Source organism: Archangium sp. (assembly GCF_036389735.1).
GTDB lineage: Bacteria > Myxococcota > Myxococcia > Myxococcales > Myxococcaceae > Archangium.
Genome location: NZ_DASVWK010000538.1, coordinates 1 through 18,030, shown reverse-complemented (window position 1 = coordinate 18,030; position 18,030 = coordinate 1). Strand labels below are relative to the sequence as shown.

18 protein-coding genes are annotated in these 18,030 nt (G+C 68.9%); 4 read left to right on the top strand and 14 right to left on the bottom strand.

Annotated elements, in window-relative coordinates; all coding sequences use genetic code 11:
• The coding region (locus VF794_RS18925) for an aspartate:alanine exchanger family transporter (RefSeq protein ID WP_331112358.1) at positions 1–1,246 on the top strand (1,246 nt) is incomplete at its 5' end.
• A gap of 4 nt (positions 1,247–1,250) precedes the next feature.
• Here VF794_RS18925 and VF794_RS18920 read toward each other — a convergent pair.
• A complete protein-coding gene (locus tag VF794_RS18920) occupies positions 1,251–1,874 on the bottom strand; it encodes a TIGR02265 family protein (protein WP_331112356.1) in 624 nt (207 codons plus the stop codon).
• Between the two features lie 230 nt (positions 1,875–2,104).
• Between VF794_RS18920 and lpxB the strand changes: the two genes are divergently transcribed.
• From lpxB to VF794_RS18905, 3 genes are all read left to right on the top strand, one after another.
• The gene (gene lpxB / locus VF794_RS18915; RefSeq protein ID WP_331112354.1) at positions 2,105–3,253 is read left to right on the top strand and encodes a lipid-A-disaccharide synthase; all 1,149 of its coding nucleotides are present in this window, start codon (positions 2,105–2,107) and stop codon (positions 3,251–3,253) included.
• 72 nt (positions 3,254–3,325) lie between these two features.
• Complete coding sequence (locus VF794_RS18910) at positions 3,326–4,030, top strand: polyprenol monophosphomannose synthase (protein WP_331112352.1); 705 nt, start codon at positions 3,326–3,328, stop codon at positions 4,028–4,030.
• A 9-nt stretch (positions 4,031–4,039) separates the two neighbouring features.
• On the top strand, positions 4,040–4,669 hold the full coding sequence (locus VF794_RS18905) for a MarC family protein (RefSeq protein ID WP_331112350.1): 630 nt from the start codon (positions 4,040–4,042) through the stop codon (positions 4,667–4,669).
• A gap of 21 nt (positions 4,670–4,690) precedes the next feature.
• Here VF794_RS18905 and VF794_RS18900 read toward each other — a convergent pair whose 3' ends face one another.
• The 13 genes from VF794_RS18900 to VF794_RS18840 form a co-directional block, all read right to left on the bottom strand.
• Complete coding sequence (locus VF794_RS18900; RefSeq protein ID WP_331112348.1) at positions 4,691–5,140, bottom strand: hypothetical protein; 450 nt, start codon at positions 5,138–5,140, stop codon at positions 4,691–4,693.
• A gap of 23 nt (positions 5,141–5,163) precedes the next feature.
• Positions 5,164–6,183, bottom strand: coding sequence for an OmpA family protein (locus VF794_RS18895; protein ID WP_331112346.1), 1,020 nt, complete (start codon positions 6,181–6,183; stop codon positions 5,164–5,166).
• Positions 6,184–6,380: 197 nt separating this feature from the next.
• Positions 6,381–7,184: an LpxI family protein gene (locus tag VF794_RS18890; protein WP_331112362.1), complete on the bottom strand. Its 804-nt coding sequence runs from the start codon at positions 7,182–7,184 to the stop codon at positions 6,381–6,383.
• A 7-nt stretch (positions 7,185–7,191) separates the two neighbouring features.
• Positions 7,192–7,968: an acyl-ACP--UDP-N-acetylglucosamine O-acyltransferase gene (lpxA, locus tag VF794_RS18885; RefSeq protein WP_331112344.1), complete on the bottom strand. Its 777-nt coding sequence runs from the start codon at positions 7,966–7,968 to the stop codon at positions 7,192–7,194.
• Positions 7,969–7,990: 22 nt separating this feature from the next.
• Positions 7,991–8,461: a 3-hydroxyacyl-ACP dehydratase FabZ gene (gene fabZ, locus VF794_RS18880; RefSeq protein WP_349257555.1), complete on the bottom strand. Its 471-nt coding sequence runs from the start codon at positions 8,459–8,461 to the stop codon at positions 7,991–7,993.
• Entirely contained in the window at positions 8,458–9,522 is a 1,065-nt protein-coding gene (gene lpxD / locus VF794_RS18875) for a UDP-3-O-(3-hydroxymyristoyl)glucosamine N-acyltransferase (RefSeq protein ID WP_331112342.1), read from the bottom strand. The genes fabZ and lpxD overlap by 4 nt, the downstream gene beginning before the upstream one ends.
• Before the next feature lie 10 nt (positions 9,523–9,532).
• A complete protein-coding gene (locus tag VF794_RS18870; RefSeq protein ID WP_331112341.1) occupies positions 9,533–10,099 on the bottom strand; it encodes an OmpH family outer membrane protein in 567 nt (188 codons plus the stop codon).
• A gap of 104 nt (positions 10,100–10,203) precedes the next feature.
• Positions 10,204–12,543 (bottom strand): outer membrane protein assembly factor BamA, encoded by a 2,340-nt coding sequence (gene bamA, locus VF794_RS18865; RefSeq protein ID WP_331112339.1) that lies wholly within the window; start codon positions 12,541–12,543, stop codon positions 10,204–10,206.
• Positions 12,544–12,694: 151 nt separating this feature from the next.
• The gene (locus tag VF794_RS18860; RefSeq protein ID WP_331112337.1) at positions 12,695–13,369 is read right to left on the bottom strand and encodes an ABC transporter ATP-binding protein; all 675 of its coding nucleotides are present in this window, start codon (positions 13,367–13,369) and stop codon (positions 12,695–12,697) included.
• A gap of 5 nt (positions 13,370–13,374) precedes the next feature.
• Positions 13,375–15,762, bottom strand: coding sequence for an ABC transporter permease (locus VF794_RS18855; protein WP_331112335.1), 2,388 nt, complete (start codon positions 15,760–15,762; stop codon positions 13,375–13,377).
• A gap of 12 nt (positions 15,763–15,774) precedes the next feature.
• Positions 15,775–17,319, bottom strand: a complete 1,545-nt coding sequence (gene lysS / locus VF794_RS18850) for a lysine--tRNA ligase (RefSeq protein WP_331112334.1) — start codon at positions 17,317–17,319, stop codon at positions 15,775–15,777.
• A gap of 77 nt (positions 17,320–17,396) precedes the next feature.
• Positions 17,397–17,750, bottom strand: coding sequence for a zf-HC2 domain-containing protein (locus VF794_RS18845; protein WP_331112332.1), 354 nt, complete (start codon positions 17,748–17,750; stop codon positions 17,397–17,399).
• A 26-nt stretch (positions 17,751–17,776) separates the two neighbouring features.
• On the bottom strand, positions 17,777–18,030 hold a 254-nt coding region (locus VF794_RS18840), incomplete at its 5' end, for a sigma-70 family RNA polymerase sigma factor (protein ID WP_331112330.1).

The following is an 18,030-nucleotide window of genomic DNA, read 5'->3' as shown; positions in this document are numbered from 1 at the left end:
CACGCCCGCGCTCGCCGCCGAGATCGAGCTCCTCAAGATGCGCGTCCCCCAGGACGCCCAGGCCCTGGCGGATCCCGTGGTGGGCTACTCCATCACCTACCCGCTGGGTGTCATCGGCGTGCTGCTGGCCATCGCGCTCGTGCAGCGCCTGTGGAAGGTGGACTACGCGGCCGAGGCCCAGCGCACCAGCGAGCCGGGCTCCGTCAACGAGCCGCTCGAGACGCGGGTGGTGAAGGTGCTTCGCGCGCCCGAGGAGGCGCTGGCCACGCTCATGCAGCGCCACCGCTGGGACGTGGTCTTCGGCAGGCACCAGCGGGGCGAGCACCTGGACATCGCGGACCTCTCGACGCGGCTGGAGCCGGGGGATCTGGTCACGGTGGTGGGCACCGAGCAGGAGCTGGACGAGGTCACCGCGGGACTCGGCGAGATCAGCCACGAGCCCCTGGCGCACGACCGGAGCGTGCTCGACTACCGGCGCATGTTCGTCTCCAACCCGGAGGTGGTGGGGCGCCGGCTGGCCGAGTTGGATCTCCCGGGACGCTTCGGCGCGGTGGCCACCCGGCTGCGGCGCGGCGACGTGGACATGCTGGCCCAGGAGGACACCGTGCTCGAGCCGGGTGACCGCATCCGCGTGCTGACGCGCCGGGACAGGCTCGACGAGGTCGGCCGCTTCTTCGGTGACTCGTACCGGGCCCTCAGCGAGATCGACATCCTCAGCTTCAGCCTGGGCCTCGCCCTCGGGCTGCTGCTGGGTACCGTGCCCATTCCCCTGCCCGGCGGCGTGGACCTGAAGCTGGGCTTCGCGGGAGGGCCACTGGTGGTCGCCCTGGTGCTCGGCTGGATGGGGCGTACCGGCCGCTTCGTCTGGAGCCTGCCCTACAGCGCCAACCTCACCCTGCGTCAGGCCGGCCTGGTGATGTTCCTCGCGGGCGTGGGCACCCGCTCGGGCTATGCCTTCGTCTCCACACTGACGCAGGGCGGAGGGCTCGCGCTGCTCGCGGCCGGGGGCGTCATCACCTTCACCGTGGCGCTGAGCACGCTCATCATCGGCCACAAGCTGCTGGGCATCCCCATGAGCGTGCTGACGGGCCTGCTGGGCGGCCTGCAGACCCAGCCCGCGGTGCTCGGCTTCGCGCTGGAGCAGACGAAGAACGACCTGCCCAACGTGGGCTACACCACCGTCTACCCGCTGGCCACGGTGTCCAAGATCATCCTGGCCCAGGTGCTGCTCGCGATGCTGATGTGAGCGCTCACTCCCAGGAGAGCTCGTACTCGTTGGCGAGCGGCCCCACCTGACGCCCGTTCACCCTGGCGCCCCGGATGTTTCGCTCCTCGAACGCCGCCATCAGCATGCCCTCGTGGAAGGCCTGGGGCATGAAGACGCGCTTCAAGGTGACGCGGGCGCTCCGCGGCCCCGTCCAGGCCAGCTCGAGCTCGCCAAAACTCACCAGGACCCGGTAGGCCACGCGCAAGCCCTCCAGCCGGCTCCGCGTGTCCCCGGTGTTCATCATCCCCAGGGCCCTGCCCGCCGCGGAGCGACCCAGGTCCACCACCACCTGCCGCCCGAGCCGCCGCAGGGCCGCGTCGACGTCTCCCTGCTTCTCGGCCAGCAGCCGCATTCCGGTGGAGACCATCCGCAGGTACGTGGTGATGGGGTAGTTGAAGAAGTCGAGGAACTTCGCCTCTCCGGCCGCCGCCAGGCAGTGGCCCTCCAGTTCCTCGCCACAGAGTTCCCGCACGAGGCGCACCAGGCCATTGCAGAACACGCCGCGAACGGTGTCGTTCGGCTCCGCCAGGGCCATCCGCTGCTCCAGGTCCACCGCCCAGTGCTCCGCGGTCCGCGCCCCTCCGGCCACTTCAGCGTACTGGTACATCCGGTCACCCCCGTGTCGAGCCCAGACAGCGAGTCCAGCGCGGACGCTTCCACGTCCGGCCCAGGAAGTCGACAAGCCCTCGGAGATTCCCCGCACTACTCCTGGAGGAGGTCGCGTCCTGGTCACCTGGAAGGAAATCTTCCAGCGCTGGCGTACGCCGTTCTTCCTATCTCGAACAGTGAGAACCCGCGACCCGAGCACCGCTTCGGATAGGATGCCCGCCGCTTCTCATGTCCCCTCCCCTCCAGATTCTCGTCGTGGCCGGCGAGGCGTCCGGTGACGCCCACGCCGCCGAGCTCGTCGCCGCCCTCAAGGCCCAGCGCCCGGACCTTCGCTTCTTCGGAATGGGAGGCTCGCGCCTCGCCGCCCAGGGCGTGGAGCTGCTCTACGGTGCCCACGAGGTCAACGTCATGGGCATCACCGAGGTGCTGCCCAAGATTCCCCGCATCCTCCAGGTGATGCGCGGGCTGGCCGAGGCCGCCGCCGAGCGCCGCCCCGCCTGCGCCATCCTCGTCGACATCCCCGACTTCAACCTGCGGCTCGCCGCCCGCCTCAAGAAGCTCGGCATCCCCGTCGCCTATTACGTCTCGCCGATGATCTGGGCCTGGCGCCGGGGCCGGGTGAAGACGATCGCGAAGCTCGTGGACCGGATGCTCTGCATCCTCCCCTTCGAGGAGGACTTCTACCGGGAGGCCGGCGTCGTCGCCCGCTACGTGGGCAGCCCCGTGGTGGAGCAGGTCCCCTCTCCCGCCAGCGCCAGCTCCTTCCGCCAGAAGCTCGGGCTGCCCGAGGGCACCCCCACCCTCGCCCTGCTACCGGGCAGCCGCATGAGTGAGATCCGCCGCATCCTCCCCGCCATGGTGGGTGCCGCGAAGCAACTGGTCGCCGAGCGCCCCGGGCTCCAGGTGGTGGTGCCCGTGGCCCCCACCATCCCGCGCGAGGAGATCCTCTCCCGCTTCGAGGGCAGTGGCGTGCAGCCGGTGCTGGTGGAGGGCCGGGCTCCCGAGGTGGTGGGGGCCAGCGACGCGGCCATCGTGGCCTCGGGGACGGCGGCCCTGGAGGCGGGGCTGATGCAGCGCCCCATGGTGGTGGTGTACCGCGTCTCGCTCGTCACCTACCTCGTGGGCCGGCTGATGCTGAAGGTGGCGCACGTCGCCCTCGTCAACCTGCTCGCCAACCGCCGGGTGGTGCCCGAGCTGCTCCAGGGCGACATGACGCCCGAGCGCATCGCCGGGGAGATCCGCCGCCTGTGGGTGCCCGGCGCGCCGCGCGAGGAGATGCTCCAGGGGCTCGAGGAGGTGCGCACCCGGCTCGGAGCGCATGGAGCCGCCGCCCGCGCCGCCGAGGCCGTGCTGGAGCTGCTGCCCCCCGCCCTGTAGGTGCCAGGCACACCGATTGCTCCGAAAGTCCAGCAGCGGACACCGCGCCACTCTGGTATGTCCCGCCGCGCGATGAATCCTGTGCTGGTCTGCATCCCCACCTACAACGAGCGGGACAACCTCGAGCCGATCACCCGCGCGGTGCTCGCGGCCGATCCCCGCGTGGACATCCTCGTCGTCGACGACAACTCCCCCGATGGGACGGGGAAGCTGGCCGACGAGCTGGCGGCGAAGGAGCCGCGCATCCGCGTCCTGCACCGCGAGAAGAAGCAGGGCCTGGGGCGCGCCTACCTGCACGCGTTCCGCGTGGGGCTCGACGCGGGCTACACGTACATCGTCGAGATGGACGCGGACTTCAGCCATGACCCGCGCTACCTGCCCACCCTGCTGGACACGGCCATGGGCGGCGCGGACCTGGTGCTGGGCTCGCGGTACGTGCGCGGTGGTGGCACCGTCAACTGGGGCGTGGGCCGCAAGATCATCAGCCGGGGCGGCTCGCTCTACGCGCGCTCCATCCTCGGCGTGGGCGTGAGGGATCTGACCGGCGGCTTCAAGTGCTTCAACCGCCGGGTGCTCGAGACCATCGACCTCGAGGCGGTGAAGAGCACCGGCTACGCCTTCCAGATCGAGCTCACCTACCGCACCCTGAAGAAGGGCATGACGGTGAAGGAGATCCCCATCGTCTTCGAGGATCGCCGCGTCGGGCAGTCGAAGATGAGCCGGAAGATCTTCGTCGAGGCCCTGACGATGGTGTGGAAGCTGCGCCTCACGGTGTAGAGGAGGCGCATGTCCGAGCAGCTGTCCCTTTTCCTCGTGTCGCTCCCGGCGGTCCTGTTCGTGGTGGATCCGGTGGGCGTGGTGCCCATCTTCCTGGCGATCACCTCGGGGGACTCGGAAGAGAAGATCCGGAGCACGGCGCGGCGCGCGTGCCTGGTGGCATGTGCGCTGCTGCTCTTCTTCGCCATGTTCGGCGGCATCATCTTCAAGGTGTTCGGCGTCTCGCTGGGCGCCTTCCGGGTGGCGGGCGGCATCCTGCTGCTCATCACCGCGCTGGACATGCTGCGCGCGAGGCCCTCGGAGACACGCACCACCCCGTCCGAGACGCAGGAGGGCGTGAAGAAGGACGACGTGGCCCTGGTGCCGCTGGCGATGCCCCTGCTGGCGGGCCCCGGCGCCATCGCCACCGCCATGGTGCTGATGGCCCGCGGCGGCGACAGCCTGGTGTCCGCGGTGCCCGTGCTGGTGGCCATCGTGCTCACCTTCCTCGTGAGCTACTTCGTGCTGCGCGCCGCCGGCTTCGTGCAGCGTGTGCTCAAGCAGTCCGGCGTGGCCATCCTCGAGCGCGTGATGGGGCTCATCCTCGCCGCCATCGCCGTGCAGTTCATCGCGGATGGCGGCAAGGATCTGCTCCGGTAGCGCGGGCGAGGCCCGGGCCGCTCAGAGGCTGGAGGCCGCCCAGCCCCCGCCGTCGCTCTTCGTCACCACGCCCTTGGGCTCTCCGCCCAGGGACAGCTCGTCCGGGGCGGCGCGCTGCACATCGAAGGTGTAGCCATTGCCCGTCGGCTGGAGGAAGACCACCAGCGCCCGCGTGGTGCTCTGCTGCACTACGTTGTAACCGAGGCCGCCGCACGTGGTCTCCTCACCCTCGAAGAGGCGCTCCAGCAGGCTCTGCTCGGGCCGGCGCACGTAGACGAGCACCTGCGCGGGCTCGTCACGCCCCCCCGCCGCGAGCTGCGCCAGGTACGCCTGCGGCAGCGGCTGGCGCATCAGCGTCTGGACCAGCTCGCACTTGCCGGCCTCCTCCGCCGGGTTGGCGAGGCGCTCGCGCGAGTGCATGCAGCCGGTGGCGGCGAGGGCGAGCAGGGTGGGCAGCACGAGGCTCTTCATCCGTCGGTTCTCCTTGAGGCGCATCACAGCTTCCGCCACCGCGGCGGGAAGGGGGGTTGGATCAGGGCTGGCGGCTCCACCGCCAGGATGTACTGGGCGCGCCGGTTGGCGGCCTCGTCGGTCTCGTCCGGGGTGGCCACGCTCGGGGCCTGCTCGCCGAAGCCCTCGTAGAAGATGGGCAGCTTCAGACCCCGCTTGCGCAGGTACGCCGCGATGCTCCGGGCGCGCTGGAGAGACAGCTCGCGGTTGGCCGCCGTGTCCCCCACCGTATCGGTATGCCCGAGGATGTAGAGGCGCAGCTCCGCGAAGCGGCCGTAGCGCGACACCGCGTCGGAGATGAGGCCATGGCTGGCGTCCAGTTTCCGCCGCTCCGCCGCCGGCACCTCCGCGCTGCCGGTGGGGAAGCCGACCTCCTCGTGGGGGATGTCCACCCGCCACGGAAAGAGCTCCAGGCCCGTGTAGTAGTCGGACGTGTCGAAGGCCTGGAGCGAGATACGCATCACCCTGCCCTTCGCCGCCGGCCACGTCACCTCCAGCGGCGTCCCGGCGGGCTCGCCCTGGAAGGGCACCTCCCCCTCGAGGGCCTTCTCGCCGGTGTCCATCAGCACCGCCACCTTCACGCGCGAGGCGGGCCGCGACAACGAGAAGCGCAGCTTGCGCCCCTCCACGTCCACGTCCTCCGGGGCCACCGTCATCCGCAGCGGGCCCAGCAGCTCCGCGTCGAAGGACAGGGGCATGGAGGCCTCCTGCGCGTCCGGGAAGCGCACCACCAGCTCCCCCTCATAGTGGAAGCGGCCCTCGGGCTGCTCCAGCGAGAGGGTGCGCGTCACGCCCGGCTGACCGCCTCCCTTCACCCGCACCTCGTGCCCGTCGCCGCGCTTCAGCTTCAGCTCGAAGCCCGCGATGGGCTCCTCGATGTGCACCTGAAGGGACGGCAGCCCCTTGCCCACCGAGGCCTTCGGCTGGAGCGACACGCGCACCGCGTCCGCGAGCGCGCACAGGGGAGACAGGGTGAGGCATAGCAGGAGCAGTCGGGCGTTCATGGGCAGCGGCCACCTCCGAGTCGAGGCACACGCTGTCCGGGGTGAGCGGCGCGTGCAATGCGGACCCGGGCCAGGCCCCGGAGTAGTGTCCGGAACAGGCCCTTGGGAGGCGAGCATTCCACACAGTACGGGGTGGGGACGATGCGCACTCCCGACCTCCCCAGGAGGGCGAGGGAGCGGGCATGGGTGGCGGAGGTTCAGGGTACGCCAACGAGGGTGATGCCCGCCTTCTCGGCCCCCTCGAAGAGCGCCGGCGCGTCCAGCAGCACCGTCTTGCCCGCCTCCAGTGCGAGCACCCTCGCCCCGACCTCCTGCATGACCTCCAGTGTGCGAGGCCCCACCGCCGGCAGGTCGAAGCGCAGATCCTGCCCCGGCTTGCTGCGCTTCACCACCACCGCGCCCGCCCCACCGTACTTGCCGCCCCGGCGGATGGCTTCGTCCGTGCCCTCCACCGCCTCCAGCGCCAGCACGTGGCCGTTGCGCACCACCACCGTCTGCCCGACGTCCGCCTGTCCCAGCAGCGTGGCCACCTCGCGCCCCAGCACCACGTCCTTCTCCTGCGCCTCGCCCAGCCGAGGCCCCGCCAGATGTCCCTCGGGGCACAGCGCCTGCGCCAGCCAGTCCGTGGGCGCCACGATGGTGATGCCATGGGACTCGAAGTAGTCCGCCACCGCGCGCAGCAGCGCGTCGTCCCGGAAGCTGCGCAGGCGCGCCATGATGCGCACCGCGCCCAGGTCCGGCCGGGCCTCGGAGAACGCGCGCACCCGGCCGATTCCACCCGCCATGGCCGCCCGCTTCACGCCCGCCTTGCGGAAGGCGCCGACGATGCGGTCCACCTGCCCCAACCGCACCCACGTCAGCTCGGAGACCTCGGCCTCCAGGGCCGGATCCGCCTCGCCCCGGTGCGCCACCGCCACCACCGCGAGCCCCTGCTCCCGGGCCGCGCTCGCGAACAGGAAGGGCAACCGTCCGTTGCCCGCGATGAGGCCGATGCGCTCCACGTTCACGTCAGCGCGTCAGCCCGCGCTTGCTCTGGCTGACGAAGTCCACGAGGTAGTCGATCTCCGAGTGGCCGCCCATCTCCGCCTTCAGTCGGGCCACCGCCTCCGCCAGCTGGAGCTTCGAGCGGAAGAGGATCTTGTAGGCCTCCTTGATGCGGCCGATCTGCTCCTCGTTGAAGCCGTGGCGCTGGAGGCCCACCACGTTGAGGCCGGCCAGTTCCGCCCGATCTCCCTGGGCCGTGCAGTACGGGGGCACGTCCATCGTCACCATGGACCCGCCCGCGATGAACGCGTGCTTGCCCAGGCGGGTGAACTGGTGCACCGCGGACAGGCCACCGAGGATGACCGAGTCCTCCAACTGCACGTGCCCGGCCAGCGCCACGCTGTTGGCGACGACGCAGCCATTGCCCACCAGGCAGTCGTGGGCCACGTGGCTATAGGCCATGAAGAGGTTGTTGTTGCCCACCCGCGTCACGCCGCCGCCGCCCACCGTGCCGATGTTCAGCGTGACGGACTCACGGATGGTGTTGCCGTCGCCGATGATGAGCTGGGTGTCCTCGCCCGCGTACTTCAAGTCCTGCGGGGCGCCGCCCACCGAGGCGAACTGGAAGATGCGGTTACGCTCACCAAGGGTGGTACGGCCCTCGATGACGACGTGGGGACCCACTCGGGACCCCGCGCCAATCATCACCCTCTCACCGATGACGGAGTAGGGACCGATCTCCACCGTCTCGTGGAGGCGAGCACCGGGGTGGACCACCGCCGTGGGGTGAACCTGCGCCATAGGGGTCTGCCTCTTCAGTCGCTCAGGACGCGTCGGCCGTGGAGCCGCTCGGGTCCTTGTTCTTGTCCACGACGGTCGCCAGGAACTCGCCCTCGGCCACCTTCGCACCGTCCACCGTGGCCGTCCCCCTCGTCTTCCAGATGGCCCCCTTGTGGCGGATGACCTCGATGTTGAGCTGGAGGCGATCGCCGGGAACCACCGGCTTGCGGAAGCGCGCGCCGTCCACGCCCATCAGGTACGTCACCGTCTGCTTGGGGTCCATCGACTCGCTCTTGTAGGCGAGGATGGCCATGGCCTGCGCCAGCGCTTCCAGGATGAGGACGCCCGGCATCACCGGGTGCCCCGGGAAGTGCCCGTTGAAGAAGTCCTCGTTGCTGGTGACGTTCTTGTACGCCACCAGCTTCTGGCCCGGAACGAGCTCCACCACCCGGTCCACCAGGAGGAACGGATAGCGGTGGGGCAGCAACTGCTGGATATCCACGATGTCCATCATCCGCCCTTCTCCTTCTTCTCGAGCGTCTCCACCCTGCGCCGCAGGGTGCGCACTTCCTTGAGCAGATCGCCCAGCTGCCCGAGCGCCGCCGACATGCGCAGCCACTCCCGGTGCGGCACGGCCGGGCTGCCGCTCACCACCTGCCCGTCCTCCACGTCGTGCGCCACGCCGGACTGGGCCCCGACCTTGGCCAGGTCTCCCACGCGGATGTGGCCCACCACGCCCACCTGCCCCGCCAGCACCACGCCCGTGCCCAGCTCGGCCGAGCCGGACACACCCGCCTGCGCGCAGATGAGCGACAGCGGGCCCACCTTCACGTTGTGGGCGATCTGCACGAGGTTGTCGAGCTTGGACCCGCGGCCGATGACCGTTTCTCCAATCGTGGCCCGGTCGATGGTGGTGCAGGCACCGACCTCCACGTCATCCTCGATGCGGACGATGCCCGCCTGGGGCACCTTGTAGTGCTCCGGTCCGTTCTCTCCCTCGGGATTGAAGGCGAAGCCGAAGCCGTCCGCGCCCACCACGCACGAGGCGTGGAGGATGACGCGAGAGCCCACCTGGCAGTGCTCGCGCACGGTGACGTTGGGGTAGAACAGGCAGTCCTCGCCGATGCTGGCCCCCTCGCCCACGTAGGCGCCGGGGAAGAGCACCGAGCGCGCACCCACCGTGGCGTTCTTCTCCACCGTGGCGCCCGCCATCACCGCGGCCTCCGGGTGCACGCGCGCCTCGGGGTGCACATGCGCTCCCGGCCTCACCCCCGCCGCGTACGCCGGCCGCGGGTGGAAGAGGCTGGAGATCCTCGCGAAAGCCAGGTGCGGGTTGGGCACCCTCACGAGCGACAGCCCCTCGCGCACGTCCGTGTCCGGACCCACGAGGATGGCCGATGCCCGGCTCGCCTCGTACTGCCGGCGGTAGCGGAGGTTGCCGTAGAAGGAGAGCTCTCCCGGACTCGCCTCGGCGAGCCCGTTGAGCCCCGTGATCAAGAGGCCGGCATCTCCGACGAGCTCACCGCCCACATGGGCGGCGAGCTCCCCGAGCCGGCGCGGGCTGGGTGCGTGCACGGAAAGGCCCTTACTTCTTGGGGGCGTCCTTGGCGACCGGCGCGTCCTTGGCCTTGCCCTTGGAGTTGTTGTAGGTGCGGATGACCTCGGTGGTCAGGTCATACTGATCCAGGGCGAACACCAGGCCGGAGTCACGCTTCTCGAAGACCATGGACAGCCCATCCCGCTCGGCGATGCGACGGATGACGTCGTCGATCTTCCCGATGATGGGCTCCATCTCCTTGCGCTCCTTCTCGGCGGCCTCGGAGCGGCTCTTCTCCCACTTCTGGGCGAGCTCGTAGACCTTCTTCTGCAGGTCCGTGGCCTTCTGGATGCGCGTCTCCTCGCTCATCGCGCTGGCCTGCTTGTCGAGCGTCTCCTTCTCCTTGCGGAGGGACTCCTGCTCGGCGTCGATTTCCTTCTGGCGGCTCTCCAGCCACTTCTGGAGGCGGACCTTGGCGGCCTTGCCGTCGTCCACATCGAGCAGGACGCGCTGGAAATCCACGTACGCGACCTTCAGGTCGGCGGCGGAGGCCAGGGCCGGGACGGAGAGCGAGAGGGCAATGGCCAGGACCGACAGTGTGCTTCGAAGCGACATGTGCGACAGCTCCTCGGGGAAGGTTTGCAGACTTCGACGTCCCGCCCCGGCGCGATGTTCAACGGCCGTGAAAACGGCCGCTCGCGGACCGGGCGGACGACGTATCAGAAGAAATTGCCGATCGTAAACTCGAAGAGGATGGGCAGATCTTCCGGACGCTTCGAAAGCGGGATTCCCCACTCGAAGCGCAAGGGACCGACCGGCGAGAACCAGCGGAAGCCAAAGCCCACCGAGTGGAACAGGCCCAGGGCCACCTTGTCCTGCTTGTCCTCGAAGAAGCGCTCATTGGTCGCGTAGGCGTTGCCCGCGTCATAGAAGACCACGCCGCGGATACCGGCCTTCTCGAAGACGGGGAACTCCAGCTCCACGTTGAGGATGAGCTGCTTGTTGCCACCCACGTCCAGCCGGTCGATGGACGCCTCCGGCGAGCCCGAGCGCGGCGCCAGCAGCGTGGGGCTGATGCTGCGCAGCAGGTAGCCGCGCACCGAGTTGATACCACCCAGGTAGTAGAGCTCGGAGATGGGCAGCGGGTTGGAGCCGAGCTGCTGGATGTAGCCCACGGTGGCGTTCGTCTTGAAGACGGCGCCCAGGGGCAGCGGGAAGTAGAGCCGCGAATAGGCGGTGTAGCGGGTGAAGAGGAACGGCGAGCCGCCAATGCCCAGGAAGGGGGGCGCGTACTCCACCGAGCCGTAGTGGATGAAGCCCTTGGAGGGGAAGAGGCGGTTGTTGCGCTTGTCGTAGGTGAGCGACAGGCGCACCGAGCTCGTCACGCCACTGAGGAAGCGGTTGGCCAGCAGCACGCCACCCAGGTTCTGGGCGGCCTCCACGTTCACGTGCTCCTGCGAGTAGCCCACGTTGACGAGCACGTCCTCGATGATCTGGTAGCCCAGGGACACGCTGCCACCCGTCGAGCGACGGATGAAGCCGGTGTACTCCGCGTCCACGCGGAAGAAGTCCGCGGAGAGCAGGAAGTTGGTGTCCAGGAAGTACGGGTCGAAGAACGAGAGCTGCACCAGCGAGCGCAGGCTGGAGATCTGCGCCGAGGCCGACACGCTCTGGCCCCACCCCAGGAAGTTGTTCTGCGACACCTGGGCCGTGAAGATGAAGTTCTCCACGTTGGAGAAGCCGAGGCCCACCTGGAAGGTGCCGGTGGCCTTCTCCTTCACCTCCACCTGCACGACGATGGTGTCCTCGCGGCTGCCGGGCTTCTGGGTGACTTCCACCGTCTCGAAGAAGCCGAGCGCCGTCACGCGCTCCTTGCTGCGGCGCACGCCGGTGCCGTTGTAGAGCTCGCCCTCGTAGACGCGCACCTCGCGGCGGATGACCTTGTCGCGCGTCTTGGTGTTGCCGACGATGTCGATGCGCTCGATGGTGACCTGCGGGCCCTGCTGCACCTCGAACGTCAGGTCCACCGTCTTCGTCTCCGCGTTCACCGCGGTGACGGGGTTGATGTTGGCGTAGGCGTAGCCCCGGTCGTAGTAGACGTCCGTGAGGGACTGGATGTCCTGGCCGAGCTGCGAGCGGCTGAAGTGCTGACCCGACCCGGAGGTCATCAGCTTCGCCAGCTCCTCCTTGGGCACCACCAGGTCGCCGGCGAAGTCGATCTTCCCGATGTCGAAGCGCTCGCCCTCCGTCAACTTGATGGTGATGTAGATGTAGCGCTTGTCCGCGGACAGGGAGACGGTGGGCTTGTCCACCCGGACGTTGATGAAGCCCTCGTCGTAATAGGTGGCCTGGATGACCGCCAGGTCGCGCTGGAAGGCCTCCTCGCGGTAGGTGCCCTCGCCGGTGATGAAGGAGAGGTAGCCCCCCTCCTTGGTGATCATCACGTCCTTGAGCCGGGAGGCAGGCACCTTCTCCGCGCCCAGGAAGACGATTTCCTTCACCATCACCTTCGAGTTCTCGTCGATCTCGAAGACGACATCGATCTGCCCCCCCTCGACGGGGACGATCTTATGGCCGACCTCGGCGAGGAAATAGCCCTTGTCGACGTACTTCTCCTGGATCTTCTTCTGGGTGCGGCGCACCACATCCATGTCGAGGATGGTGAGCGGCTTGACCTCGATGGCCTCCTTCAGGTCCTCCTGGCTCAGCTCCTCGTTGCCAGCGAGCTTCACCGAGCGGATGGAGGGGCGCTCCTGCACCCGCACCACGTAGACGACGCCGCCGTTGGGCAGGCGCTGCGCGAGCAGCTGCACGTCCGTGAAGTAGCCGAGCGCCCAGACGGCGCGGAGATCGTCGGCGGTGCGCGCCTCGTCGAAGGCCTCACCCACCTTCGTCTTGAGGGCGCGGCGGACGGCCTCGGCCTCGACGCGGCGGTTGCCCTCGACGCGGATGTCGACCACCTGACCCTCTTGGACCTCACGGTCGGGGGAGGGCGGGGCTTCGGCGCCGGGCGTGGCGGGGTCCTGGGGGAGTGCCTGCGCGAGCGCGCGACCGGGCATCACCGTCCAGGCGGCGACAAGAAGCGGGAGAAGGAACCTGAGCGAGAGAACGGGGAGCCTCAAGAGCAATCGGCCGGTAAAGGGCGGGGCAATCTACGGGAGGAATTCAGCCAGTCTCAATGAGAAATCGCGGAAAGGGAGTCCGGGAGCGTCAAGCCTCGGTCACCTGCCCGGCGACCAACCGGAGCCGTCGGGGCATGGAGCGGGCCAGGGTCTCGTTGTGGGTGACCACCACGGCGGTGATGCCCAGGTCCCGGTTCACCTCGCGCAGGAGCTGGTGGATGCCCTCGCCGGTGGCCGGGTCCAGGTTGCCGGTGGGCTCGTCGGCGAGCAGCACGGCCGGCTTGAGCACCAGGGCGCGCGCCAGGGCCACGCGCTGGGCCTCGCCGCCGGACAGCTCGCCGGGGCGGTGCTCCACCCGGCTCCCCAGCCCCACCCGCTCCAGCAGCTCGCGGGCGTAGGCGTAGGACTCGGTCTTGTCCCTGCGCTGGACGAGCGCCGGCATGGCCACGTTCTCCAGGGCGGTGAACTCGGGCAGCAGGTAGTGGCTCTGGAAGACGAAGCCGATGGTGCGGTTGCGGAACTCGGCGATCTCCGCGTCGTTCATGGCGAAGACGCTTCGGCCCTCGAAGAGCAGCTCGCCCGCGGCCGGCATGTCCAGCGTGCCCAGCACGTGCAGGAAGGTGCTCTTGCCCGCGCCGGACGCCCCGATGAGGCTCACCAGCTCGCCCTTCCCGATGTCCAGGGACACGCCCCGGAGCACGTCGATGCGCTTGCCGTGCAGGAAGTAGCTCTTGAAGACGTTCTGGATGGAGAGCAGGGGCATCGTCCTCACTCCGCCTTCAGGCCTTCCACCGGCTCCACGCTGCTCGCCTTGAGCGCGGGATAGATGGACGCCAGGTAGGTGACGAGTACCGCGATGACCACCGCGAGCGCCGTCTGAAGCGGCTCGATCTTCACTGGCAGCGCGGGGATGTAATAGACGGACGGATCCAGCTTGATGCCCACCCGTTCGATGAAGAGGCACCAGGTCAGGCCCGAGAAGAGCCCCAGCAGGCCACCGGCCACGCCAATCTGGAGGCCCTCGGCGAGGAAGATCTTCACGATGCCTCCATCGGAGACACCGAGCGCCTTGAGGACGGCGATCTCCTTGCGCTTCTCCAGCACCAGCATGATGACCGTGGCCACGATGAGGCCCGCGGCGACCACGATGATGATGGAGAGGATGATGCCCATGACGAGCTTCTCCAACCGGAGCGCCGAGAAGATGTTCCGGTGGATTTCTCCCCAGTCGCGGGCGCGGTAGGGGTAGCCGCCCAGCTCACGCCCCACCAGGTTGGCGATGCGCCGGGCATCATCCACGTCCGCCACCACCAGCTCGACGCTGCTGGGACCATTGGCACTGAAGAGCTTCTGCGCCTCGTCCAGCAGGATGTAGGCGAACTTCGCGTCGTACTCGTACATGCCCGAGTAGAAGATGCCCGCCACGCGGAAGGCGCGGCTCTTGGGGATGAGGCCGGTGGGGCCCAGCTCGGCCCCCTGCGGGGAGATGACGTTCACCCGGTCGCCCACGACCACGCGCATGATGGTGGCCAGCTCGCGGCCCAGGATGATGCCGGGCAACACCTTGGGCCCGGTGCCCTTGGTGCTCTTGCCGATGATGGGGTCCTCCGACTCCTCCTCCTCTTCGTCGTCCTGCGGGGAGGACTGGGAGCCGAAGCCGCCGAACGAGCGCCGGGGGACGACCTTCTCGGGCGTCGTGAGGTAGTCCAGCTCGCCACCCGGAAGCATGTTCTTGCGCAGGTCCAACACCGAGCCCACGGTCTCCGGGTCGATCCCCTTGAGGACGATGCCCTGCACCTCGTCGCCCTCGGCGAGCACCATCACCGGGTTGTCGATGGAGGGCGTCTGGCCCACCACCCCCGGCACCTTGGCGATCTGCTCCATCAGCCGCTTGTACTCGGGCAGGTGGCCCGCGTACTTCGACACCACCACGTGCGAGTGGGCGCCGAGGATCTTCTTCTGGAGGTCCTCCTCGAAGCCGCTCATCACCGACAGGACGATGATGAGCGCCATCACGCCCACGCCCACGCCGCCCACGGAGAGCGCGGTCATCATCATGGTGGGCGACTGCTCGCGCAGCTTGAGGTTGTTGAGCGCGGACGCGGCGGCGAGCGGATCCTTCATGCCCAGGGCGCGGATGCGGGTGCGCTCCACCGCCGCCTCCACGGAACGAATGATGCCGTAGACGATGAGCGGCGGGACGATGCCGAACATCAGCACCGCCAGCGTGCCCAGCAGCAGCGAGGGGCGGAACACGCCCACGTGGCGGCGGGCGACGAAGAGCTCGAAGCCCAGCTTCAAGTCCACCCGTCCGCTGCCCGCGGCGATGAAGCCGGTGTTGATGCCCAGCACCAGCACCAGCACCAGCAGCGAGAAGACGAGCCAGTAGCCCACCACCGGGCGGCCGAGCATCTCCGCCAGGTACGTCACCTCGCGCAGCCGGTAGCCCAGCGACACCTGGAGATCCGGCACCTGATCGATGAGCGTCAGCAGCACCGGGACGGGCAGGCCGAAGTAGATGACGCCGATGGTGGCCTCGGGCATGGCCAGCCGCCGCGCGCGGGAGGCCCCCACGAAGCCGCACGCGAAGGCCACGAGCGACGAGACGATCAGCGACACGGCGAAGGCGCCCGTGGGAGCCAGCCCACCACCCTCCCCTGCTCCGCCCGCCGCGCCACCGCCGCTGGACAGGAAGGTCTGCAGGAGGATGAGCACCAGCTCGGCGAGCAGGATGCCGCCGCCGTAGGCGCCCAGGGTGCTCCAGTAGAAGTCACGGTACTGCGCCAGCCGGGGGTAGAGCGTCGCCCCGGCGGCCGGGCTCGGCCCTTCGGTGGAGGGGGGCGCGCGCCGGATGCCGGAGGCGATGAGCGCCCAGCCCCCCAGCCAGACCGCCGCGCCCGCGGCGAGGTACTGCGTGCCGACGATCTTCACCGAGGAGCGCAGGGTGGCCGACTGCACCGCCGACAGCCCGAGCGCGTTGAGCGTCTGGATGAGCGAGCCCCACCCCAGCCCGGACAGGCCCAGCACCCCGGCCACCCGCTCCCAGGCGTCCGACTGCGAGATGGCCACGCCGAGCAGCACGGCGCCCACGAGGGCCACGAGGGCGCCGCTCCAGATGAGGCTCCAGCGGTAGACGGTCTGCCGTTCGGCGTTCACGAGGGTTCCTGCCTACTTCGCAAGCGGCTTGAGGAGGGGGAAGAGAATGACGTCGCGGATCGACGCCGCGTCCGTGAACAGCATGGCGAGCCGATCAATCCCGATGCCCTCACCCGCCGTGGGCGGCATGCCGTGCTCCAGGGCGCGGATGTAGTCCTCGTCGTAGTCCATCGTCTCCTGCTGGCCACGCTGCTTGGCGTCCAGCTGGGAGAGGAAGCGATCCTTCTGGTCGATCGGATCGTTGAGCTCGGAGAAGGCGTTGCCGATCTCCCGGCCAGCGACGAAGAGCTCGAAGCGGTCGGTGATGTCCGGGTTCTGGTCGTTGCGGCGCGCCAGCGGGCTGACGGCGGTGGGGTAGTGCGTGATGAAGGTGGGGTGCACCAGCTTCTGCTCCACGTGGTGCTCGAAGAGCGCGCCCACCAGCTCGCCGTGGTGCATGGTCTCGACGGCGCGGCGCTCGGCCTCCCCGTGCGACGTCTTGAGCAGCTCGTGGCGCAGCCGCTCGGCGTCCGCCATGTCCTTGTCGCTCAGCGAGGGGACGACCTCGCGGATGGCCTCGGTCATGGGGATGCGCTTCCAACCCTTGCCGAAGTCCAGCACGTGCCCCTGGTACGTCACCTTCGTGTCGCCCGTCACCACCTTCGCCGCGCCGGAGATCATCTCCTCGGTGAGGTCCATCAGGTCCTCGAACGTGGCGTAGGCCTGGTAGAACTCGAGCATCGTGAACTCGGGGTTGTGCCGGGTGCTGATGCCCTCGTTGCGGAAGTTGCGGTTGATCTCGTAGACGCGCTCGATGCCGCCCACCACCAGGCGCTTGAGGTACAGCTCCGGGGCGATCCGCATGTACAGATCGATGTCCAGCGCGTTGTGGTGGGTGGTGAAGGGCCGGGCCGCCGCGCCCGACACCAGCGGGTGCATCATCGGGGTCTCCACCTCGACGAAGTCGCGGGTGTCGAGGAAGTCCCGGATGAAGCGCACGAGCTTGTTGCGCTTGAGGAAGGCCTGCTTCACGTCCGGGTTGGAGACGAGGTCCAGGTAGCGCTGGCGGTAGCGGACCTCCACGTCCGTGAGGCCGTGCCACTTCTCGGGCAGGGGCCGCAGGGACTTGGTGAGCGGCAGGAACTTCTGGGCGGACAGGGTGAGCTCGCCCGTCTTGGAGCGGAAGAGGGTGCCCTGGACGGCGACGAAGTCACCCAGGTCGCACAGCTTGAAGAGCTCGTAGGCGTCCCCGAGGGCATCCTTCTTCAGGTGGGCCTGGATCTCCCCCGAGCGGTCGCGCAGCTTGACGAAGGCGGCCTTGCCGAAGCTGCGCACGGCCACGATGCGGCCGGCCACGTCATAGGAGGTGGGCTCGGCCTTCTCGAGCTCCTCCATGGACTGGTTGCCGTGGCGGGCGGCGATGTCCGCGGCCAGGTGCTGGGGGCGGTAGCCGTTGCCGTACGGGTTGAAGCCGGAGTCCTTCCACTTCCGCGCCTTCTCGAGGCGCTGGTCGTAGATTTCCTGCTCCTTGGACCCGAGGTCCGCTTCCGCGTTCTTGTTCTCTGGAGTGTCAGCCATGGGGCATCCCGTAGGGGCGCGGCACCGTAGCCAAGCCCACCCCGGGACGCAACGAATGGACGCGGAAGATGTTCCCGTCAGGTCGCGGACATGATGATGAAGGCCGCCACCGCCACCGCCAGCAGCAGGGGAATGAGGATCTCCACCGGCAACCGGTACTGCGCGTGCGCCAGGTGCAGCCGCTTCAGCCCGAAGCGCCGCTGCCGCTTCACCCGCGTCATCACCATCGAGGCCAGCGCCGGCGGGGCCTTCTGCTTGTCCACCTTGCGCAACCGCAGCACGGTGGCCGAGTAGCTCTGCCACCCCTGCTGGCACTCGCCGCACCCATCCAGATGCGACTGGACCTCCCGCGCCTTCTCGGCGGGGAGCTCCTCATCGGCGAGGGCGATGAAGAGGGCCCTGGTCTCGCGGTGGCTGAGCTGCGCTGGCATGTCCCGGAGTCTCCGCTGAAAGCCGTTCATTCCTCAAGCCGCCCCAGGAGATCCGCCAGCTTCTCCCGCGCCCGGTGGAGCCGACTCTTCACGGTTCCCAACGCAAGCTCGGTGATGTCGACGATCTCCTCGTACGACAGCCCTTCGATGTCCCTCAACGCCACCAACATCCGCGCGTCCGGCTCCAGCTGCGCGATGGCCCACTGCACCCGCGCCTGCTCCCGCGCCGAGTCCAACGCCGCGTCCGGCCCCGGCGGCGAGCCCAGCAATTCCGCCAGCG

Bases quoted from the DNA above. Each gene is read 5' to 3' on its own strand.
- VF794_RS18845 (WP_331112332.1), bottom strand. From the start codon at position 17,750: ATGCCAGCGCAGCTCAGCCACCGCGAGACCAGGGCCCTCTTCATCGCC.
- lpxA (WP_331112344.1), bottom strand. From the start codon at position 7,968: ATGGCGCAGGTTCACCCCACGGCGGTGGTCCACCCCGGTGCTCGCCTC.
- lpxB (WP_331112354.1), top strand. From the start codon at position 2,105: ATGTCCCCTCCCCTCCAGATTCTCGTCGTGGCCGGCGAGGCGTCCGGT.
- fabZ (WP_349257555.1), bottom strand. From the start codon at position 8,461: ATGATGGACATCGTGGATATCCAGCAGTTGCTGCCCCACCGCTATCCG.
- bamA (WP_331112339.1), bottom strand. From the start codon at position 12,543: ATGCCCGGTCGCGCGCTCGCGCAGGCACTCCCCCAGGACCCCGCCACG.
- VF794_RS18905 (WP_331112350.1), top strand. From the start codon at position 4,040: ATGTCCGAGCAGCTGTCCCTTTTCCTCGTGTCGCTCCCGGCGGTCCTG.
- VF794_RS18860 (WP_331112337.1), bottom strand. From the start codon at position 13,369: ATGCCCCTGCTCTCCATCCAGAACGTCTTCAAGAGCTACTTCCTGCAC.
- lysS (WP_331112334.1), bottom strand. From the start codon at position 17,319: ATGGCTGACACTCCAGAGAACAAGAACGCGGAAGCGGACCTCGGGTCC.
- VF794_RS18870 (WP_331112341.1), bottom strand. From the start codon at position 10,099: ATGTCGCTTCGAAGCACACTGTCGGTCCTGGCCATTGCCCTCTCGCTC.
- VF794_RS18895 (WP_331112346.1), bottom strand. From the start codon at position 6,183: ATGAACGCCCGACTGCTCCTGCTATGCCTCACCCTGTCTCCCCTGTGC.
- VF794_RS18900 (WP_331112348.1), bottom strand. From the start codon at position 5,140: ATGAAGAGCCTCGTGCTGCCCACCCTGCTCGCCCTCGCCGCCACCGGC.
- VF794_RS18920 (WP_331112356.1), bottom strand. From the start codon at position 1,874: ATGTACCAGTACGCTGAAGTGGCCGGAGGGGCGCGGACCGCGGAGCAC.
- VF794_RS18910 (WP_331112352.1), top strand. From the start codon at position 3,326: ATGAATCCTGTGCTGGTCTGCATCCCCACCTACAACGAGCGGGACAAC.